This window comes from Streptomyces sp. NPDC057428 (assembly GCF_042803195.1).
GTDB lineage: Bacteria > Actinomycetota > Actinomycetes > Streptomycetales > Streptomycetaceae > Streptomyces.
The window spans coordinates 1-14,317 of the sequence record NZ_JBHVCT010000080.1 but is presented as its reverse complement, the minus strand read 5'-3'; the positions used below and the strand labels follow the sequence as shown (position 1 = coordinate 14,317).

The window sequence follows — 14,317 nt, the reverse complement described above, 5'->3', positions numbered from 1 at the left end:
GTCAGCTCTCCTTCGTGTCCGCGCGCCACGGGCCCTGGGGCATGTCGACGGCCTCCTCGCCCAGGGGCCGCAAGGGCACGTCGAGAACTCCGTCGAGGAGGCTGGCCCTGAACCAGCGGTAGCGTTCGCCCGCCGTTGTGTAAGCGATGGAGTGGAGCATCACGCCGAGTTCTTCGGTGTGGTCGACCCGAAGCTGGTCGTGGTCGGGGTTGACGGGGCCGAAGAAGGCTGTGAACTCCCGGCACCCGAAGAACGGCTGGGAGAAGCAGGCGCCCCGCTCCACCCGTCGGCGCAGCTGTTCGCGGTACTTCTCCTCGGAGACCGGCGGGTGGGCGGGGGAGCCCGTACGGGCGTGGGCGGCGACCACGATCTGGGCGTGGATGCGGTAGCGGACGTCGCGCAGGCACATGGTGCTGCGCTGGTCGCGGTCCTCCTCTACGTCGTACCGACGACCCTTGCCCTCGCGGAGGTTGCGGTAGTCCGGTCCGGTGATCACGGAGCCGACCTCGTTGCGCCGCAGCCGTGTCCAACGGATCGGTGCCAGAACCTCGATGCGGCGGATCACATATTGGAACTGCGGCTTCCAGAAGATGGCCTGGAGCAGTCCGTTCGCCGCAGACGGCGTCATCACCTGATAACTGACCCGTTCCGTCTTCAGCTCGGGCCGGGTGAAACAGGCGAGATCACCCCAGGTCTCGACGACGAGATCAGGAAAGGCCCATCCGTCGTTGCCGCGCCTTTCTCGGCGTGGGCTGGTGGTCACGGTACTCAAGGGGGGTGGCTCCTTCGGTGCGCTGTCGGCTCCGGGCCGAGGAGAACGAGGGTGGGTGCCGCACCGGAAGAAGGTGCCGGGAGACGGCAAGATCGCCCCAGCGGCCGGCCGGGACCGTCGGCACGGTAGGGATGAGAAGTCGGACTGGGATGCGGTGTCAGACGAGGAAGGCGGAGCTGTCCTCACGGTCCTCGGGATCGAGCCCCCTGACCTCGTCGTAATGGCCGCGCCATACGACGAGGTCACCTACGACGGGCTCCGCCAGCCCCGTACGCAGCGCCTCGGCGACTTCGTGACGTGGCAGGGTCGCGGTGTGCGGCTGCAGGCGGCGCAGGCACTCGGGCCCGCTAGGGTAGGGGGCGCGCAGCCTGTGGATGTCGGCCCAGATCGCGTCCTGCTCCTCAGCCGTCTTCTGGGATCGGACCACCACGACGGATTGACCGTAGGCGTCATCAATCATGCGGAACTCACGAGCGACCTGGGGAAAATCCCAGGCCCGGCGCAGTTCCTCGATTCGCTCCCCCATGGCGTGGTCTTCTCCCTGGAGCGCGTAGCGCTTGGCGTAGTAACCGGCCAGAGCCTCCAGATCGTCGGGATCGGCCAGCGGATGCGGGCCGAAGAACTCGGCCGTGGCTTCGAGCGCGGCGAGGTAGGACAGATCCTTCGGAGTCCCGCCGTCGTCAGGCCGGAACACGACCACCGTGCCCGGCTCGTCCATCCGGGAGTCGCGGTTGCACCGCCCCGCAGCCTGCTGCAACGACTCGGCCGGTGCCCACGCGCGGTACACCGACGGAAAGTCGACGTCGACACCGGCCTCGATCAGGGAGGTCGACACGACCCGTACCGAAAGACGCTCCTTCAGGTGAGTGCGGATCCGTTCGATCACCTCACGACGGTGCTCCGCGGTCATCCGGGTCGACAGGTGCAGGACCGGGCCGGGCGCGGAAGGACGCTCAGTGAGGAGGCGGTGCAGGCGCACCGAGTCCCGGGTGGTATTGACCACCGCGAGGACCTGGTCGCCAGCTCGCTCCTCGATGTCCTCGGCCACACTCTGCCAGGTGACGTCGTCGCCGAGCTGCCACTCGTACGTCACACGCCTGAGCTCGTCGAACAAGCCAGGCACGTCCTCCACCATGCTGTGACGCGGCACCCCGTCCAGCTTCGACAGCGACCAGAAGTCCGGCTGCGTCGCCGAGGCCAGGACGACCGTCGCCCCATACCGCTCGACCAGCCCCCTCAGCACGCTCAGGATCGGGTTCAGCAACCGGTCGGGCAGCGCCTGCACCTCGTCCAGCACGATGACCGATCCCGCCAGCCGGTGCAGCTTGCGCATGGCCGAGGGCTTCGCGGAGAACAGCGACTGGAAAAGCTGAACCATGGTCGTCACGACGACGGGAGCGTCCCAGTTCTCGGCGGCCAGACGCGCCCAGGTTCCCTCGTCACTGTCTTCATCCAGGCTGACGGAACTATGGTGCTCCAAAACCACCAGTTCGCTATCCGCATCTTCCTCAAGAGGATCGAGGAGCGACCGGTACACCGCAGCGTTCTGCTGCGTGATGCTGATGAAGGGGACGGCGAACACGACCCGCCGCATCCCGTGCCTGGCCGCATGGCGAAGAGCGAAGCCTCCTGCGGCAATCGTCTTCGCCCCTCCGGTCGGCGCGTGCAGGACATACATCCCGGGCTCGCGCGCGGCAGCAGCCACCGCCTCGGCAAACACCCGACCGCGGACCTCGTCCACGGGGGACGCCAGCCGTTTCGCCAGGAATGCGGCACGCCTCTCCTCGAACCTTTCGGACAAGAGATCCATGTCCCTCGCCGGGGCGAGCCGCGGCGCCACACGGCCGGCGAAGTGCGCGCTGGTGTCGAGGAAGTCGGCGTCCACCAGACAGCTGAACACCATGCGCACCAGCAGGTCCACCTCGGCCCGGGCAGCGGCCCCCCGCAAGGCCGACACCCACGACGGCAACGCCACCGGCCCCGTGCGGACGATCTCCGGAACGAGCTCGGCAACTCGCCGAGTCGCCTCACGCGCGCTTTCGGCGTCCAGATCGCTGCCCTGGAGCGCTGTCAGCACGTCCTTGATCTTCTGCTGGTCCGGAAGACCACCGTGATGCCCCTGCACCACAGCGGCGAACGGCAGGCCCGCGTACTCGGCAGCCAGACGCGCTCCTGCCTCCTTGTGCGGGATCCCCACCGGCTTTCCTTCCGGCTCGGCCCGCTCCAGCAGGCCGTCCTGCCAGGCGCAGCATCCCTTACCGACGTCGTGCACAAGAGCGAGGTACTCCGCGAGCTCCCCAGCCCCGAAAACCTTTCCGAACCTATGAGCGAGAGCCGCCGATTCACGCAGGTGGTCCGTCAGTTCATGCCGCACACCCGAGACCGGACTGCGACTATGCGCATATAGCTGCCTTGAAGACATAGAAACCCCCTTGCCAGCACGAACCTCCCCGATTCGCCTGGTGGGCAGAACCTACACGAGCCCACTGACAGCCAAAGGAAAAGTCAGGCACGCGAGTAAAGGGCCTGCTGATGTTGCATCATCAGTACTCACTCGTTTCGCGCTCGGAGTCGACTGGAGGGCCGGCCGCTCCCATTTGCCTTTCCAATCACCGGATACTCCCACATGGAGCTGGGGCGAATACGCTGGTCAGCCAGGGTGGCGGTCGTCCTCCGGGGCGGCCGAGGATCGCAACACCGACACGGACACCGGCAGTCCGGCACCGCCCGACCTCGGAGCGGCTATCGCGACGGTGAACGCAGTCTCGCCTACCCGCTGGCTGGCTCCACCGGCCCCGGCGACCTGGTCATCGCCGACCGCGGCTTCTGGTCGGTCGAGTTTGCTCACGTCTTCACCGTGGCTGGCGCGGATCTGCTGGTCAGGCTCCAGTCCAACCACCTCGGCACCGCCCAGGAACAGCTTCCGGACGGCTCGTACCTGTCGATGGCGCGACCGGGCAAGGAGGTCCGGCTCCGCGCCGCGCGAGAGGGCCGAACCCTGCCGAAGCACGTGATCTACCGGGTCATCACCTTCGCGAAGGACGACAAGGTCGCCTACCTGGGCACGACGCTGCTCGATCCCGAGCAGTACCCGGCCGCCGAGCTGGTCGCGCTCTACCGGGAACGCTGGGAGATTGAGCTCGCCTTCGACGAGATCAAGAACCACCTCGGCCCTGGCGGGCGGATCAGGTCCCGCACGCCAGAAGGCGTCCGGCAGGAACTGTGGGCCTACCTCGCCGTCCACCACGCGATCCGCCAGTTCGCCCACACAACCGCGCTCGCCCGCCCACCTGTGGACGCCGACCGTATCTCCTACCTGAAGTGCGTCCGCATCATCCGCCGCAGCATCCCGTCCCAGCTCGGAGCGACCACCGCCAGGCTCACCCGTTCCTTCACCGAGGCCGGGCGGGAGGCACGCGTACGTCTCCTCCCACCCCGACGCACACGGGACTGTCCCCGCACGATCAAGAAGCCGAACCGATGGCCGGTGCTCAGGACCCGCGCCAAACGCGGCACCGTGCAGCCAGGCCGCTGGGCCCACAACCCGACCGCGAAGCCGAAAAGCACCCGCCGGGCTGGAAGACCAGCACTTAGGAGAGGCGACCTCCCTACGATGTCGCCATGATGATCTCTGGACAGGGCCAGCCGCTGATACGTGTCCTGCACGACGAGTCCCGACGTGACCTGCGGGACCCGACTCGTCCGCGCCCTGTCCGTCTTTACCTGTGGGAGCCGAGCCGCCCACAGGCCGCACCCGCTCCGCTGGTCGTCGTCTCTCACGGCACCGGAGGTTCGGGCAGCAACATGGACTGGTTGGTACGACCGCTGCACGAGGCGGGTTTCCGGGTCGTTGCCCTTGATCACCACGGCAACAACTACGTCGACGGCTACGAGCCGGAGGGCTTTCTCCACGTATGGGAACGGCCCCGGGACGTCTCCTTCGCGCTCGAAGCACTCGCCAGTGAACAGTTGCTTGGTCCGGTCGGTGTGGCGGGTTTCTCCCTCGGCGGTTACACGGCGGCGGCCCTTGTCGGGGCCCGTGTCGATCCGCAGATCCTGTGGGCTGTACTGACGGGAACGATCCCTCTGCCGGAAATCCCCGAGTTCCCCGGCGCGCTGGACGCGCTGCGGAAGAAGTATCCACTGGACGAGTCGTCACGACGTGCGCTGGAAGCAGCCGCAGCAGACCTCTCGGATCCCCGAGTGCGGGCGGTCTTCCAGGTAGCCCCCGGAGTGGGCAGTCTCGTGACCCCGGAAAGCCTGGCAACCGTGCGGGTGCCTGTGGGCATCCGCTGGGGTGGAGCAGACACGGTCAACCCGTACGACGTCGACACCAAGCCGTACCTGGAGCACATCCCCACAGCGAGTGGCAGCTCGACCGGCCCCAATGTCCGCCACGACGACTTCTTCGCCCCGGAACCTGCCGACCCGACTGTCCGCGTTCGGGTCGGCAGGGAGGCAGCCGCCTTCTTCCAACAGCACCTTGGCTGATACCTCGGCGGACACGGCGTCGGGGTAGAGCACGGGGCTACCAGCGTTGAGCAACGGACACTGGCGCTAAGGCAACTGCATTGGCCTTCGCCGGCCCCCAGACCCCCGCTGCCACGGCACCGACCGGCGCGGTCAGGCAGTGGTCGGTGCCGCTCAGTGCGCGCCGGACGGCACCGTGGTCTGGTTGCCGGGCGGGCTTGATCGGGCGTCAGAGCGGTATGCATCCCACGCTGATGTGCCAGTACGGGCCGCCGTACGGCCCGAGGTGATAGCCGATCGTCTTCAGTTCCGTGTTGGGGTGCCGGTAAGAACCGTGTCACCGGCCGCAGACGGCGGTAATCAGTCCTCTGACCTGGAAGGTTTGGACAGTTGGCCGGGGGAAGCCAGCTGCTTCTCTCAGCCGGGGGGCCGTGACGTTCGATGGCGCTTGCGCTACCTCTCCCTGACCGGCAGTTCGAGCGCCTCCCTGAACTCCGGATCCGGCTGCACCGGCCAGTCCTCCGGCCAGTCGATGACCATCCGCCCGTCCTCGGGACGCCGGGCCCGGTAGTACCAGCCGTCCTCGGTGTCCGGGTCGTAGCAGAGGACTTCGTGCCCGGCTTGCATCCTGGCTTCCCACTGCTGGGCCCGATGGCGTTCGGTGGGTCCGAGTTCGTCGTCACCGAGTTGGCGGCGCAGGAACGCCTTCAGTGCCTTGCCCGCGTACTTGGCGTGGTGGTGCCTTCCCTTGGAGTGGTTGAGGTCCCACCGCTGTCCCAGAGCCTCGTTCACTCGCCTGACGATGGTCGGCCGTCGGGGCAGCCCGAGTTTGTGGAAGCGCTTGTTGACCGCCTGGACCGTCACGCCGTACTGCTCGGCCAACTCCTTGTCCGTGACACCCAGGTCGTACAGCTTCTTCAGTACGGCGTCAGAGGGCAGCTTCGCCACGCTTCTCCTTCGGGAAGTCGTCCAGGGGCTTGATCTTGATGGGGCGGACTGAATCACCGCCGTTTGCGGCTGGTGACACGGTTCTTACCGGCACCCCCTGTTGGGGTGAGTCAGGACAGTGCGCCCGGCGGGTGCTTGACTACGCTCTCGCTGTCGTCGTCCCATGCCCAGATCGCTGACTCTCGCCAGAGGGTGGGATGGTCCTGTCGTGGCTGTGCGTGTGGGGTCTCCGCTGGTCCCTGGCATTGCTCGCCGGTCTCTGCGTTGACCCACTCGTCTGTCTCGACCAGAGATGGTCGCCAGCTTGCGTCACCTATCAGGATCGCGCGGACCCCGGCCAGTTTGATCTCACCGTTTTGGCGGGGGATACGCCACTCCCGCTCGTGCATCCACGTGGAGTTCGCGCCTACGCGAACGGCCCAGTGGGCCATCCCGGTGTTTTTGAAGTACTGGTATTGCTGGTCTGGCACGTAGGCCACGGAGCCGCCACCGAGTCTCAGCAACGACCTTCGACTGCCCAAGATGCCCCAGGGCTTGACCTTCCGGTTCTTGATAAGGAAGGCCAGGTGTTCCGGTGACGACTCCGAGAAGCACGCACAGGGCATGCTCGTTCCAAAGGGCGGAAAGGCTCGTAGCATCCGCTCCGTGATGATCGCGTCGAGTCGCTGCTGCGGCGTCATCTTCCGTATGTGTTCGGGCACGTCGTTAGGGCGCTCGCCGACACGCCCGGTGAAGTGGTAAAGATCGTCGCTTTGCGCAGGCCCCGTAATCCCCAGATCCAGATCCAAGTCAGCCCCCTGACTAGTACTCCTGGTGCGTCCGTTCGGGGCGCACCAGATCAACGTACCGCCCGGCACTCATCTTGAGCTGCGGCCGTCGGCACGGGCTGAGGTATAGAGGCTGAGCCCGGAGAATCTGTCACGAGCCTCCGCCTCGCCGGACGACAACCGCAGGTTGTCGTAGCTGTCCGTTCTCGGGCTGAGCGACCTTTTGGTGAGATGCCGAGTCCGGACGATTTCGGTCCATGATCAAAAATGAGAAAAGCGCGCCGGGGGTTTCCCTCCGTCATCCGTCGGCCTGCCGGTCCGCACAGCGTCCACCAGCGGCACGCCCTCGTACACAGTCCCGCCAAGCCCCCGGTGCTGGTTCACAACCCGATCCCCTCGGTCGCGTTGTCCTCCCACTTCTCACCCTCATCCACGTACTCCCAGAACACCGGCGAGTTCTTCGACCAGCCGCCCTGTGTGCGCAGCTTCTCCGGCCGCTTGCCCTTGCGGCGTCCCGTGGTGACCAGTCCTCGACGGCCGGAGTGCCCGGTGATCCGCCGCCCGGTCATTCCCGCGTACTCCGCAGAACGCGACATCGCCCGGCCGCAGCCGTCGGGCGACAGCCGCTCGGAGCCGAGGTTGCCCCACTGATCCACGGGCAGGTACGCGGGCCCGTCCGGAGCGGCGCCGGCGGCGAGCTTAGCTTCCTTCCACGCGATCCAGCAGCGCACCGCGCAGGTGTCGGCGTTCTCCCCGTAGGAGACGACGACGTCGCGGGCAGGGCGCCCCTTCACGCTGGGGACGTGGACCTCCAGGCCCTCCGCCACGAGCACGATGCCGGTGTCCTCCAGCTCGCTCATCTCCTCGTTGCGGCCCGCGACGGCGAACCGCATGGTGTGCAGCGACCGGTCCCGCAGCCGAGCCAGCTCCGGCACGACGAGCACCCGGCGGCGCCGGGCGTCCGGCTGCGGCTGACGCTCGCGGGGCGCGGTGTTCATCTTCCGCAGGTCGGCCGGGGTGATCGCGGCGGCCTTCCCGCGGCCGCGCTTCTGGCGTTCCTTGTCCAGCTTGAGCGGCTTGAGCGCCTGGGTGGCGGCCGCCCGGGCGGCCTTGGGCACGTCGTAGCCGTACCGGCGGGCCTCGGAGGCAACCCCGGTCACCCGACGCTCGATGCTGTTCGGCGCGGCCTCCTTGAGCTCGTCCAGCCACCTCACGAAGGCCACATAGGTGCCCACCGTGATCGTGCTGAGCGGCAGGCGGACGTCCGTCTGCTCGGCGAGCCACTCGTGGAACTCGCCCCACAGCTCCCAGTCCCGGGCGTACCCGGTACGGGTCTTGTCCGGCCGGTTGCTGTACTGGTACTCAGCGGCCTCCATGTCCAGCGCAGCGAGCACGGCGGCCACCGGGTCGTGCACGGCGACGTCACCGGCCCCGGCGTCGTCGTTCACCAGCTCGGCGTCAACCTCCTCCACCGGCTCCAGCCCCGCCCCATGCCCGGCGGCGGTAGTGGTTGCGCCGCTCTCGGCGTGGACGACGACGGCGGTGCTGTCGGGGAGGGCCCGCGTTGAACCCACCGGTTCGTGGGCAGCGATCAGCTCGGCGCCGCGCGGCGGTTCCAGAGCCATCAGTTCCCCTGTACGGCGTCATCGTGGGCGGCGAACTGCCCGGCCTCGACGGCGGTACGCCCGTATTCGGTGAGGGCGAAGACGACGGTGCGGCGCTCTGGGTCGTCCTCGGCCTTTACGAAACCACCGTCGATCAGGTTCGTCATGAGGCACCGGAAGACGGTCAGCGCGTTGATGCCGGTCCGCACGGCGATTCTGTTCACATCGGACCGGCCGTCCTTCAGGAGCGTGTGGACGATCTGGTTGGGCACCAGGTCATGTACGGTGCGGCTCTTTTCACGCTCGACAGCCTGCTGCAACGCCACACTGGCCTCAGTCACTTCTCGGGACGCAACCTCCAGACGCTGAAGCGCACGATCGAAGGCAGCGGATGCAGCGAGCACATCGCTATCGTCCATCCAGGCAGCAGCAGCAGCCTTTTCACGCTCCCTTGCTGCTTTCAAGAGCGCGGCGTGCTCACTCAGGTAGGCAGCCCGAGCAGCACTGCCGGCAAGCTGCATCATCACCTCGGTCTTACCGGAACCAGTGGCGGCGAAAATCGCGGAGGGCTGCTGCGTAGCCTCCCTGGCCTCGATCTCGGCCAGACCTCTACGAAGCTCGCCGAGGTGATGCTCGGCAGAGGCGCGCAGCGACTCTCTCTCCCTTTCGGGACGGTCCGTGGCGAATGCAAGTTCGGACGAGGCCGCTGCGAGGTCCGCCAGTGCGACGTGCTTGTCGCCGCCGAGCAGCCGAACCGCCTCGTTCTGCTTCACGGCCCACTCACCGAGCAGCATCCGGTGCGCATATGTCGACAGCGCCCTGTACTTGGCGATCGAGTCAACGACCCCTTTCACGGTCGACAGAGTCGGGAGACGCTGGCCGCTGAGTGCGTGCATCAGGGTGGATCGACTCACCGGGCCGTAGTCGGCAAGGACGCTCACCGGCTTGTCCTTCACGGTCTCGTAGACCATGTCGCGAAGCTCAGTGACGAACTGCGCGACGACCGGGTCTGCGTCGTCGGGGATGGGCTTCCTCGGTCGTCCGGGTCCGGCCATCACACGCCCTCCTCTACCAGCAGACTTCGTAGTCTCGGTTTTTCCATGCTATTTTCCACGGCACGAGAAAATTCGTCCAGCACTACGGCTCGACCTCGGGGGTCTCCGTGTTCCTGCTCGCCGCTTCCACCAACTCGTCCAGCGCCGCGTGGGTCGTGGTTGCCGCCCTGGCAGGCCTGGTGGTCTTCCTCGTCGGCTTCTACGGCTCGCAGAAGCCCAAGCCGGTCGGCTTCGAGTTCGGCTTCTACCCGGCACTGTTCCTGGGCGCGGGCGGCGCCGGGGCCACCTTCTTCGGCCTGTTCCAGGTATTCAGCACGCTCCAGCTGATCTGACTGCAACTCCCCTCCGGCCGCGTCCGGTTGAACCTTGTACCGCCGTGCCTGCATGGCGGGTAGCGCAGCGCACCACTGTGCGGGGAACGGGTTCACCGGGTCTCCGCCCCGGAGGTGCGCTGCTGTTCGCACAGTTCCTCCTCCGTCCGTGACGCCGAGTCGGCGGCCGGGTATGCGCCTTCGCCGAGTGTGACGGGCCTGGGTTTCAGGTGGCGGGCGAAGCGCTGGTGGGCGGCCTGCTTGCTGGTGCCCACGGCCTTGCCGATGTCCGTCCAGGAGGAGCCGCGCTGCTGGGCGGCGGCCGCGGCGCTGATGCTGGCGGCCGCCGCGGCGGCCTCCAGTTGGGCGACCGCGGTCAGCGCGGCGAGCGGACGCTCCCCGGCGAGCGCGGCCAGCCGCTCCCGCATCTCGGTGAGCAGCGCGGTGACGTCGCCGGGCACTGCGGTGTCCGCGGCGGGGGCGACATGGGTGTTCTCCCACTCGGCGTACGGGCCGTTCTGCCGGTCGAACCCTTCGGTCGCCTCGTCGTCGCCGAGGACGACGGGGTGGACCGTGCTGCCACGCCAGGTCCGTACGACGCGGGAGCTGTCGGCGGCGTAGCAGTCGCATCCGGCCCGCACGCCGACGGCCAGCGGGCGGCCGTCCCTGCCGTCGAAGCACCACCACGCCGAGTTGCTCGAGCCGGGGCTGTCCTCGGCGGTGGCGTCGCGTCCGTCGGCGAGCACCGCCACGGCGTACCCCTCGTGCAGTCCGTCCTCGGTCACCCAGCCCATGAGCCTTCCCCTTGCCTCGACAGCGTCAAGGACCCTTGACGTCAGGCACCATCCCACAGGCGTCACCCCATCGTCAAGATTCCTTGACGATGGGGTGGGTGTCCGTTTTATCGCCTCGGATATGGCACGTTATCCGAGGCGATACGCACCGGTCCACCATACCACCCGAACGAGTGCAGCATTCCGCCAAGATTCTCCGGGAGCTAGACGCCGCTAGCTCCACTCCGGCACACTCGGCATGCAGAACAAGAAAAACGCGGCAAGAATCCACCGGAGGGAACGAAATGAGTGAACCTGTGATCGGCAACCTGCGCCCGCACACCTGGTCCTCGGAACAGTCCGTCGGCTACGAGGCTGCGATCGAGGCGATCAACGGCGTGGTCGGCGCCTACACCGCCCTCATCGCCGACGCCGAGACACACCCCGGCACACACGACGAGATCGCCGAGTACCGGCGGTTGCGCACCGAATGCCAGCAGGAACGCCGCGCCCTGAAAGCCGAGGACACCGAGAACATCGCCCGCATTCGCGCCGTCTACGCCGCCCGGCTCCGCGATCTGACGGAGCCCGGCGCGTGAGCCAGGACGACGCCACCCGCTACCAGCTGCCGGCGGAAGAGAACCGGCGCATCTTCGCCACCGGCATCGTGCCGGACCACCTGGTCGGCCCCATCCCGCAGGACCCGGCCACCGCCGTCTTCCTGCTCGGACAGCCGGGCGCGGGCAAGACCAGGGTGGCCCAGCTCATCGCCGAACAGCTCGACGTCCGAGGCGGGTTCGTGGATGTCGACAGCGACCTCTACAAGCCCTACCACCCTCAGTACGCCCGTCTCATGGCCGAGGACGACCGGCTCATGACGCTCTACACCGGCCTCGACGGACGGGTCTGGATGCGCCAGGCCCAACAGTTCGTGAGAGGCGAGGATCCCCTCTCCGGCGGGCAGAAGCTCAACGCCCTGGTCCAGGAGATCGCCATGGACCCGCAGTTCCTGGCCGAGACCATGCAGCAGTACCGGGACGTGGGCACCCGCATCGACACCTTCGTGCTGGCCGTCTCCCAGGCATTGAGCGAGCAGGGCATCCTCAACCGCTACCACGAGCAGGTCCGCGACCGCGGACAGGGACGGCTCACCGTGCCGGAGAAGGCCCAGGCCTCCTACACGGGCATAGCCGACTCCTGCGAGGTCATCGCGCGCGAAGGGCTCGCCGACTTCGCGGCCGTCTACCGCCGGGGCGAATCCACGCCCCGGTTCGCGGCTGACACCGCCGAACTCGCCCGCGAACCCCTCGCCTTGCGCCAGGCCGTGGAACGGGAACGCAACCGGCCCTGGACACCGGAGGAGTCCCACGACTTCCTCGCCGTCCAGCAGAAGCTGCGCGATGGCCTGCCCGCCGACTTCGGCCCCCAGCTCGACCGCATCGACGCACTGGCCGCCCCGCTCCTGGCCACCCCACAGCCCGGCGCCCCGCGCGTCTCCTCCGCGGCCGCCCGCTCACGCAGCACCACCACCCCCAAGCGCCCGACGGCGCCCGCGCGGCACCCGGCACCGGCAGACCGCACGGCGCCGCGGCACGGCCCCGAAGGGCCCGAACAGGGCCGAGGACGCACCAAGTAGCCGACGCCACATAAGCCAAAAGCAACGAGAGACACCGGAGAGGCACATGAAGATCACCATCGAGGGCGCATCACCGGAGTTCGAGCGCAAACTCCTCGCGCTGTACGCCGACCATCGCCACGAGCTGGCCCTCACGGTCGGCACCGAATGGGATGTCGAGCGGGCCGAACAGTTCCTCGCCTCCCTGCCGGCCAACGCGCTGCGCTTCGCCAGGCTCGTCGTGGACGCCGACGGCGACAAGCCCGCCGAGGAGCTGCGTGAGGAGTTCCACGGCGAGCTGCGCGGCCCGACCATCGCCCTCTCCCGGGCGGTGCCGCGCGGGGTGCGCCGCAAGTGGTGGCCCTCGGGCACCGAGGCGCCCATCGCGCCCCGGTACGACCCCGAACACCCGAGCTGGCAGAAGGCCATCGCCTACACGATGACCAGCGAGAACGTCACCGTCTTCCGCGCCGCCTTCGCCCGGCGGAGCCTCGGTCCGGCCCTGGTGGACGACGACCAGAACGAGGAGGAACAGCCGTGAGGAGACGCAGACCCGATCGCTTGCACGGCGCCGCCCCCGTTACACACACCGACGCAAGGAGCCCCATGACCACCAACCCGCCCGTGTCCGCCCTGGTGACCTGGACCCACACGCTGGGCCGTCCGGCCATTTGCCTGGGACGGCTGATCATGCCCGCAACTGCGCCAGCGCCCGTGGTCGTTCTGTCCGAGATCGCACAGAACTCGGATGCGCTCGGCATCAGCGGCGACTTCCCTGCCGCTGCCACGGCCGCCTGGGCGGTCCTCGCCGCTCCGCACACCGACCCGGGGCAGGTCTCCTGGTACGCCCACCACGGGCCGTTCTCCTCCTACGATCCGACCGGCCCCGAAACGCTGACAGAGGTGACCCTCACCCACGACGGGGCGTCCTTCCACGGCGACTTGGTCGGACATCGGCTACTCTCCTCCCTCGACACCCACCGCCTGCTGGAACAGTGGCAGTTGGATTCGGTGGCCGTTGCCCTGGGGAAGCTGGGACGCCGGTGAGCGCCTACCAGTTGTCCGGGCGTGCCGTGTTGCGCCAGGTCCGCGAGGACCTGACGCGCTACCACGACGTGATAGCAGCCATGGGACTGAAGGTCATGGTCGCCCGATTCGAGCCGGGCGAGCAGGACCCGGCACCGTGGCGGTACCGCATGGAGGCGTCACGGATTTCGGCCGAGCAGAAGGTGCGGGCCTTCACTCATCTGGGATTCATCGTCGACCACGTGGTCCTGCCCGCGACCGTGTCGGCCGCCGAGTTCGCCGACCTCCTCGACCGACGCAATGCCGATCCGGCGACGCGGGCCGTCATCGTCCAGTTCCCGCCACCCGCCCGCCTGGTCTCCCTCGTGCAGCGCCTGGACCCGGCCAAGGATATCGACGGACTCCTCGACGCCCGTTCTCTGCACCGGGCATGCGCGACCGCAGACGGGATAAGCCGCATTGTGGCGCCCTTCGCCCACGACGCAACGGTCGCCGTTGTCGGGGCACGCGGCTTCGTCGGCAGCGGGGTCGCCCGACTCCTTACCGACCAGGGCACGCGCGTGCTCCCCCTCGACCAAGGCGACGATCTCGGCCGCGCGACCCGGGCCGACGTCGTCGTCTCCACCGCGGGCAGCGCCCACCTGCTCACGCCCGAGCACATACGTCCCCACCATCGAGTGGTGGTCGACTCGGGCTTCTCCCCACAGGCCGACGGCACCGTCGCCGGCGACATCAGCCCGCAGGCGGCACTTCTGCCGCAGAACATCACCCCCGTGCCCGGCGGGGTGGGCCCGGTGGAGATGGCCGTACTCATGGAACGCATTGTGCGCCTAGTGGCCGACCCGGACCTGGCGCCCTGGACCTTCCCCTCCGCCCCGTACCTAACGACCTTGGGGGAATTAGTGATCGTCCCGGTCGGGCCGTGACATGAGAAGGACCGCACGGGTTAGGTGAGTTGTGAAGCTTTCCTGGGCCC

15 protein-coding genes are annotated in these 14,317 nt (G+C 68.0%); 8 read left to right on the top strand and 7 right to left on the bottom strand.

The genetic code is table 11. The features are described 5' to 3' along the window. Nucleotide 1: 1 nt before the first annotated feature. Nucleotides 2-763, bottom strand: coding sequence for a type I-C CRISPR-associated protein Cas5c (cas5c, locus tag ACFU5K_RS24940; RefSeq protein WP_384065477.1), 762 nt, complete (start codon nt 761-763; stop codon nt 2-4). A gap of 166 nt (nt 764-929) precedes the next feature. Beyond that, nucleotides 930-3,146: a CRISPR-associated helicase Cas3' gene (cas3, locus tag ACFU5K_RS24935; RefSeq protein ID WP_384065451.1), complete on the bottom strand. Its 2,217-nt coding sequence runs from the start codon at nt 3,144-3,146 to the stop codon at nt 930-932. 252 nt (nt 3,147-3,398) lie between these two features. On the opposite strand from cas3, the gene ACFU5K_RS24930 reads away from it, so the two are divergent. Both ACFU5K_RS24930 and ACFU5K_RS24925 read left to right on the top strand, forming a co-directional pair. Beyond that, on the top strand, nt 3,399-4,397 hold the full coding sequence (locus tag ACFU5K_RS24930) for an IS4 family transposase (protein ID WP_384065449.1): 999 nt from the start codon (nt 3,399-3,401) through the stop codon (nt 4,395-4,397). Continuing rightward, a complete protein-coding gene (locus ACFU5K_RS24925) occupies nt 4,394-5,263 on the top strand; it encodes an alpha/beta hydrolase family protein (protein WP_384065447.1) in 870 nt (289 codons plus the stop codon). Before ACFU5K_RS24930 ends, ACFU5K_RS24925 begins: the two co-directional genes overlap by 4 nt. Nucleotides 5,264-5,695: 432 nt before the next feature. Here the strand turns inward: ACFU5K_RS24925 and ACFU5K_RS24920 are convergent, their stop codons facing one another. The 4 genes from ACFU5K_RS24920 to ACFU5K_RS24905 form a co-directional block, all read right to left on the bottom strand. Beyond that, nucleotides 5,696-6,190 carry a hypothetical protein gene (locus ACFU5K_RS24920; RefSeq protein ID WP_384065445.1) on the bottom strand — a complete coding sequence of 165 codons (495 nt, stop codon included), beginning with the start codon at nt 6,188-6,190 and terminating at the stop codon, nt 5,696-5,698. 110 nt (nt 6,191-6,300) lie between these two features. Then, nucleotides 6,301-6,978, bottom strand: a complete 678-nt coding sequence (locus tag ACFU5K_RS24915; RefSeq protein WP_384065443.1) for a hypothetical protein — start codon at nt 6,976-6,978, stop codon at nt 6,301-6,303. A 359-nt stretch (nt 6,979-7,337) separates the two neighbouring features. Continuing rightward, nucleotides 7,338-8,582: a hypothetical protein gene (locus tag ACFU5K_RS24910; RefSeq protein ID WP_384065441.1), complete on the bottom strand. Its 1,245-nt coding sequence runs from the start codon at nt 8,580-8,582 to the stop codon at nt 7,338-7,340. Continuing rightward, nucleotides 8,582-9,616 (bottom strand): hypothetical protein, encoded by a 1,035-nt coding sequence (locus ACFU5K_RS24905; RefSeq protein ID WP_384065439.1) that lies wholly within the window; start codon nt 9,614-9,616, stop codon nt 8,582-8,584. Before ACFU5K_RS24905 ends, ACFU5K_RS24910 begins: the two co-directional genes overlap by 1 nt. A gap of 107 nt (nt 9,617-9,723) precedes the next feature. Between ACFU5K_RS24905 and ACFU5K_RS24900 the strand changes: the two genes are divergently transcribed. Then, nucleotides 9,724-9,948: a hypothetical protein gene (locus ACFU5K_RS24900; RefSeq protein ID WP_306084798.1), complete on the top strand. Its 225-nt coding sequence runs from the start codon at nt 9,724-9,726 to the stop codon at nt 9,946-9,948. A gap of 92 nt (nt 9,949-10,040) precedes the next feature. Here ACFU5K_RS24900 and ACFU5K_RS24895 read toward each other — a convergent pair whose 3' ends face one another. Then, on the bottom strand, nt 10,041-10,721 hold the full coding sequence (locus tag ACFU5K_RS24895; protein WP_384065437.1) for a hypothetical protein: 681 nt from the start codon (nt 10,719-10,721) through the stop codon (nt 10,041-10,043). 284 nt (nt 10,722-11,005) lie between these two features. On the opposite strand from ACFU5K_RS24895, the gene ACFU5K_RS24890 reads away from it, so the two are divergent. The 5 genes from ACFU5K_RS24890 (at nt 11,006) to ACFU5K_RS24870 (ending at nt 14,267) form a co-directional block, all read left to right on the top strand. Beyond that, nucleotides 11,006-11,299, top strand: a complete 294-nt coding sequence (locus tag ACFU5K_RS24890) for a hypothetical protein (RefSeq protein WP_384065435.1) — start codon at nt 11,006-11,008, stop codon at nt 11,297-11,299. Beyond that, entirely contained in the window at nt 11,296-12,336 is a 1,041-nt protein-coding gene (locus tag ACFU5K_RS24885; RefSeq protein ID WP_384065433.1) for a zeta toxin family protein, read from the top strand. The genes ACFU5K_RS24890 and ACFU5K_RS24885 overlap by 4 nt, the downstream gene beginning before the upstream one ends. Before the next feature lie 46 nt (nt 12,337-12,382). Continuing rightward, nucleotides 12,383-12,856, top strand: coding sequence for a hypothetical protein (locus ACFU5K_RS24880; RefSeq protein ID WP_384065431.1), 474 nt, complete (start codon nt 12,383-12,385; stop codon nt 12,854-12,856). A 65-nt stretch (nt 12,857-12,921) separates the two neighbouring features. Then, nucleotides 12,922-13,362, top strand: coding sequence for a hypothetical protein (locus ACFU5K_RS24875; protein WP_384065429.1), 441 nt, complete (start codon nt 12,922-12,924; stop codon nt 13,360-13,362). Beyond that, complete coding sequence (locus ACFU5K_RS24870) at nt 13,359-14,267, top strand: tetrahydrofolate dehydrogenase/cyclohydrolase catalytic domain-containing protein (RefSeq protein ID WP_384065427.1); 909 nt, start codon at nt 13,359-13,361, stop codon at nt 14,265-14,267. The genes ACFU5K_RS24875 and ACFU5K_RS24870 overlap by 4 nt, the downstream gene beginning before the upstream one ends. The last annotated feature ends 50 nt before the right edge of the window (nt 14,268-14,317 follow it).

What these genes read in the sequence shown, in the direction of transcription:
- ACFU5K_RS24925 (WP_384065447.1), top strand. Translation starts at nt 4,394, where the DNA reads ATGATGATCTCTGGACAGGGCCAGCCGCTGATACGTGTCCTGCACGAC.
- ACFU5K_RS24880 (WP_384065431.1), top strand. Translation starts at nt 12,383, where the DNA reads ATGAAGATCACCATCGAGGGCGCATCACCGGAGTTCGAGCGCAAACTC.
- ACFU5K_RS24910 (WP_384065441.1), bottom strand. Translation starts at nt 8,582, where the DNA reads ATGGCTCTGGAACCGCCGCGCGGCGCCGAGCTGATCGCTGCCCACGAA.
- ACFU5K_RS24905 (WP_384065439.1), bottom strand. Translation starts at nt 9,616, where the DNA reads ATGGCCGGACCCGGACGACCGAGGAAGCCCATCCCCGACGACGCAGAC.
- ACFU5K_RS24890 (WP_384065435.1), top strand. Translation starts at nt 11,006, where the DNA reads ATGAGTGAACCTGTGATCGGCAACCTGCGCCCGCACACCTGGTCCTCG.
- ACFU5K_RS24895 (WP_384065437.1), bottom strand. Translation starts at nt 10,721, where the DNA reads ATGGGCTGGGTGACCGAGGACGGACTGCACGAGGGGTACGCCGTGGCG.
- ACFU5K_RS24875 (WP_384065429.1), top strand. Translation starts at nt 12,922, where the DNA reads ATGACCACCAACCCGCCCGTGTCCGCCCTGGTGACCTGGACCCACACG.
- ACFU5K_RS24930 (WP_384065449.1), top strand. Translation starts at nt 3,399, where the DNA reads ATGGAGCTGGGGCGAATACGCTGGTCAGCCAGGGTGGCGGTCGTCCTC.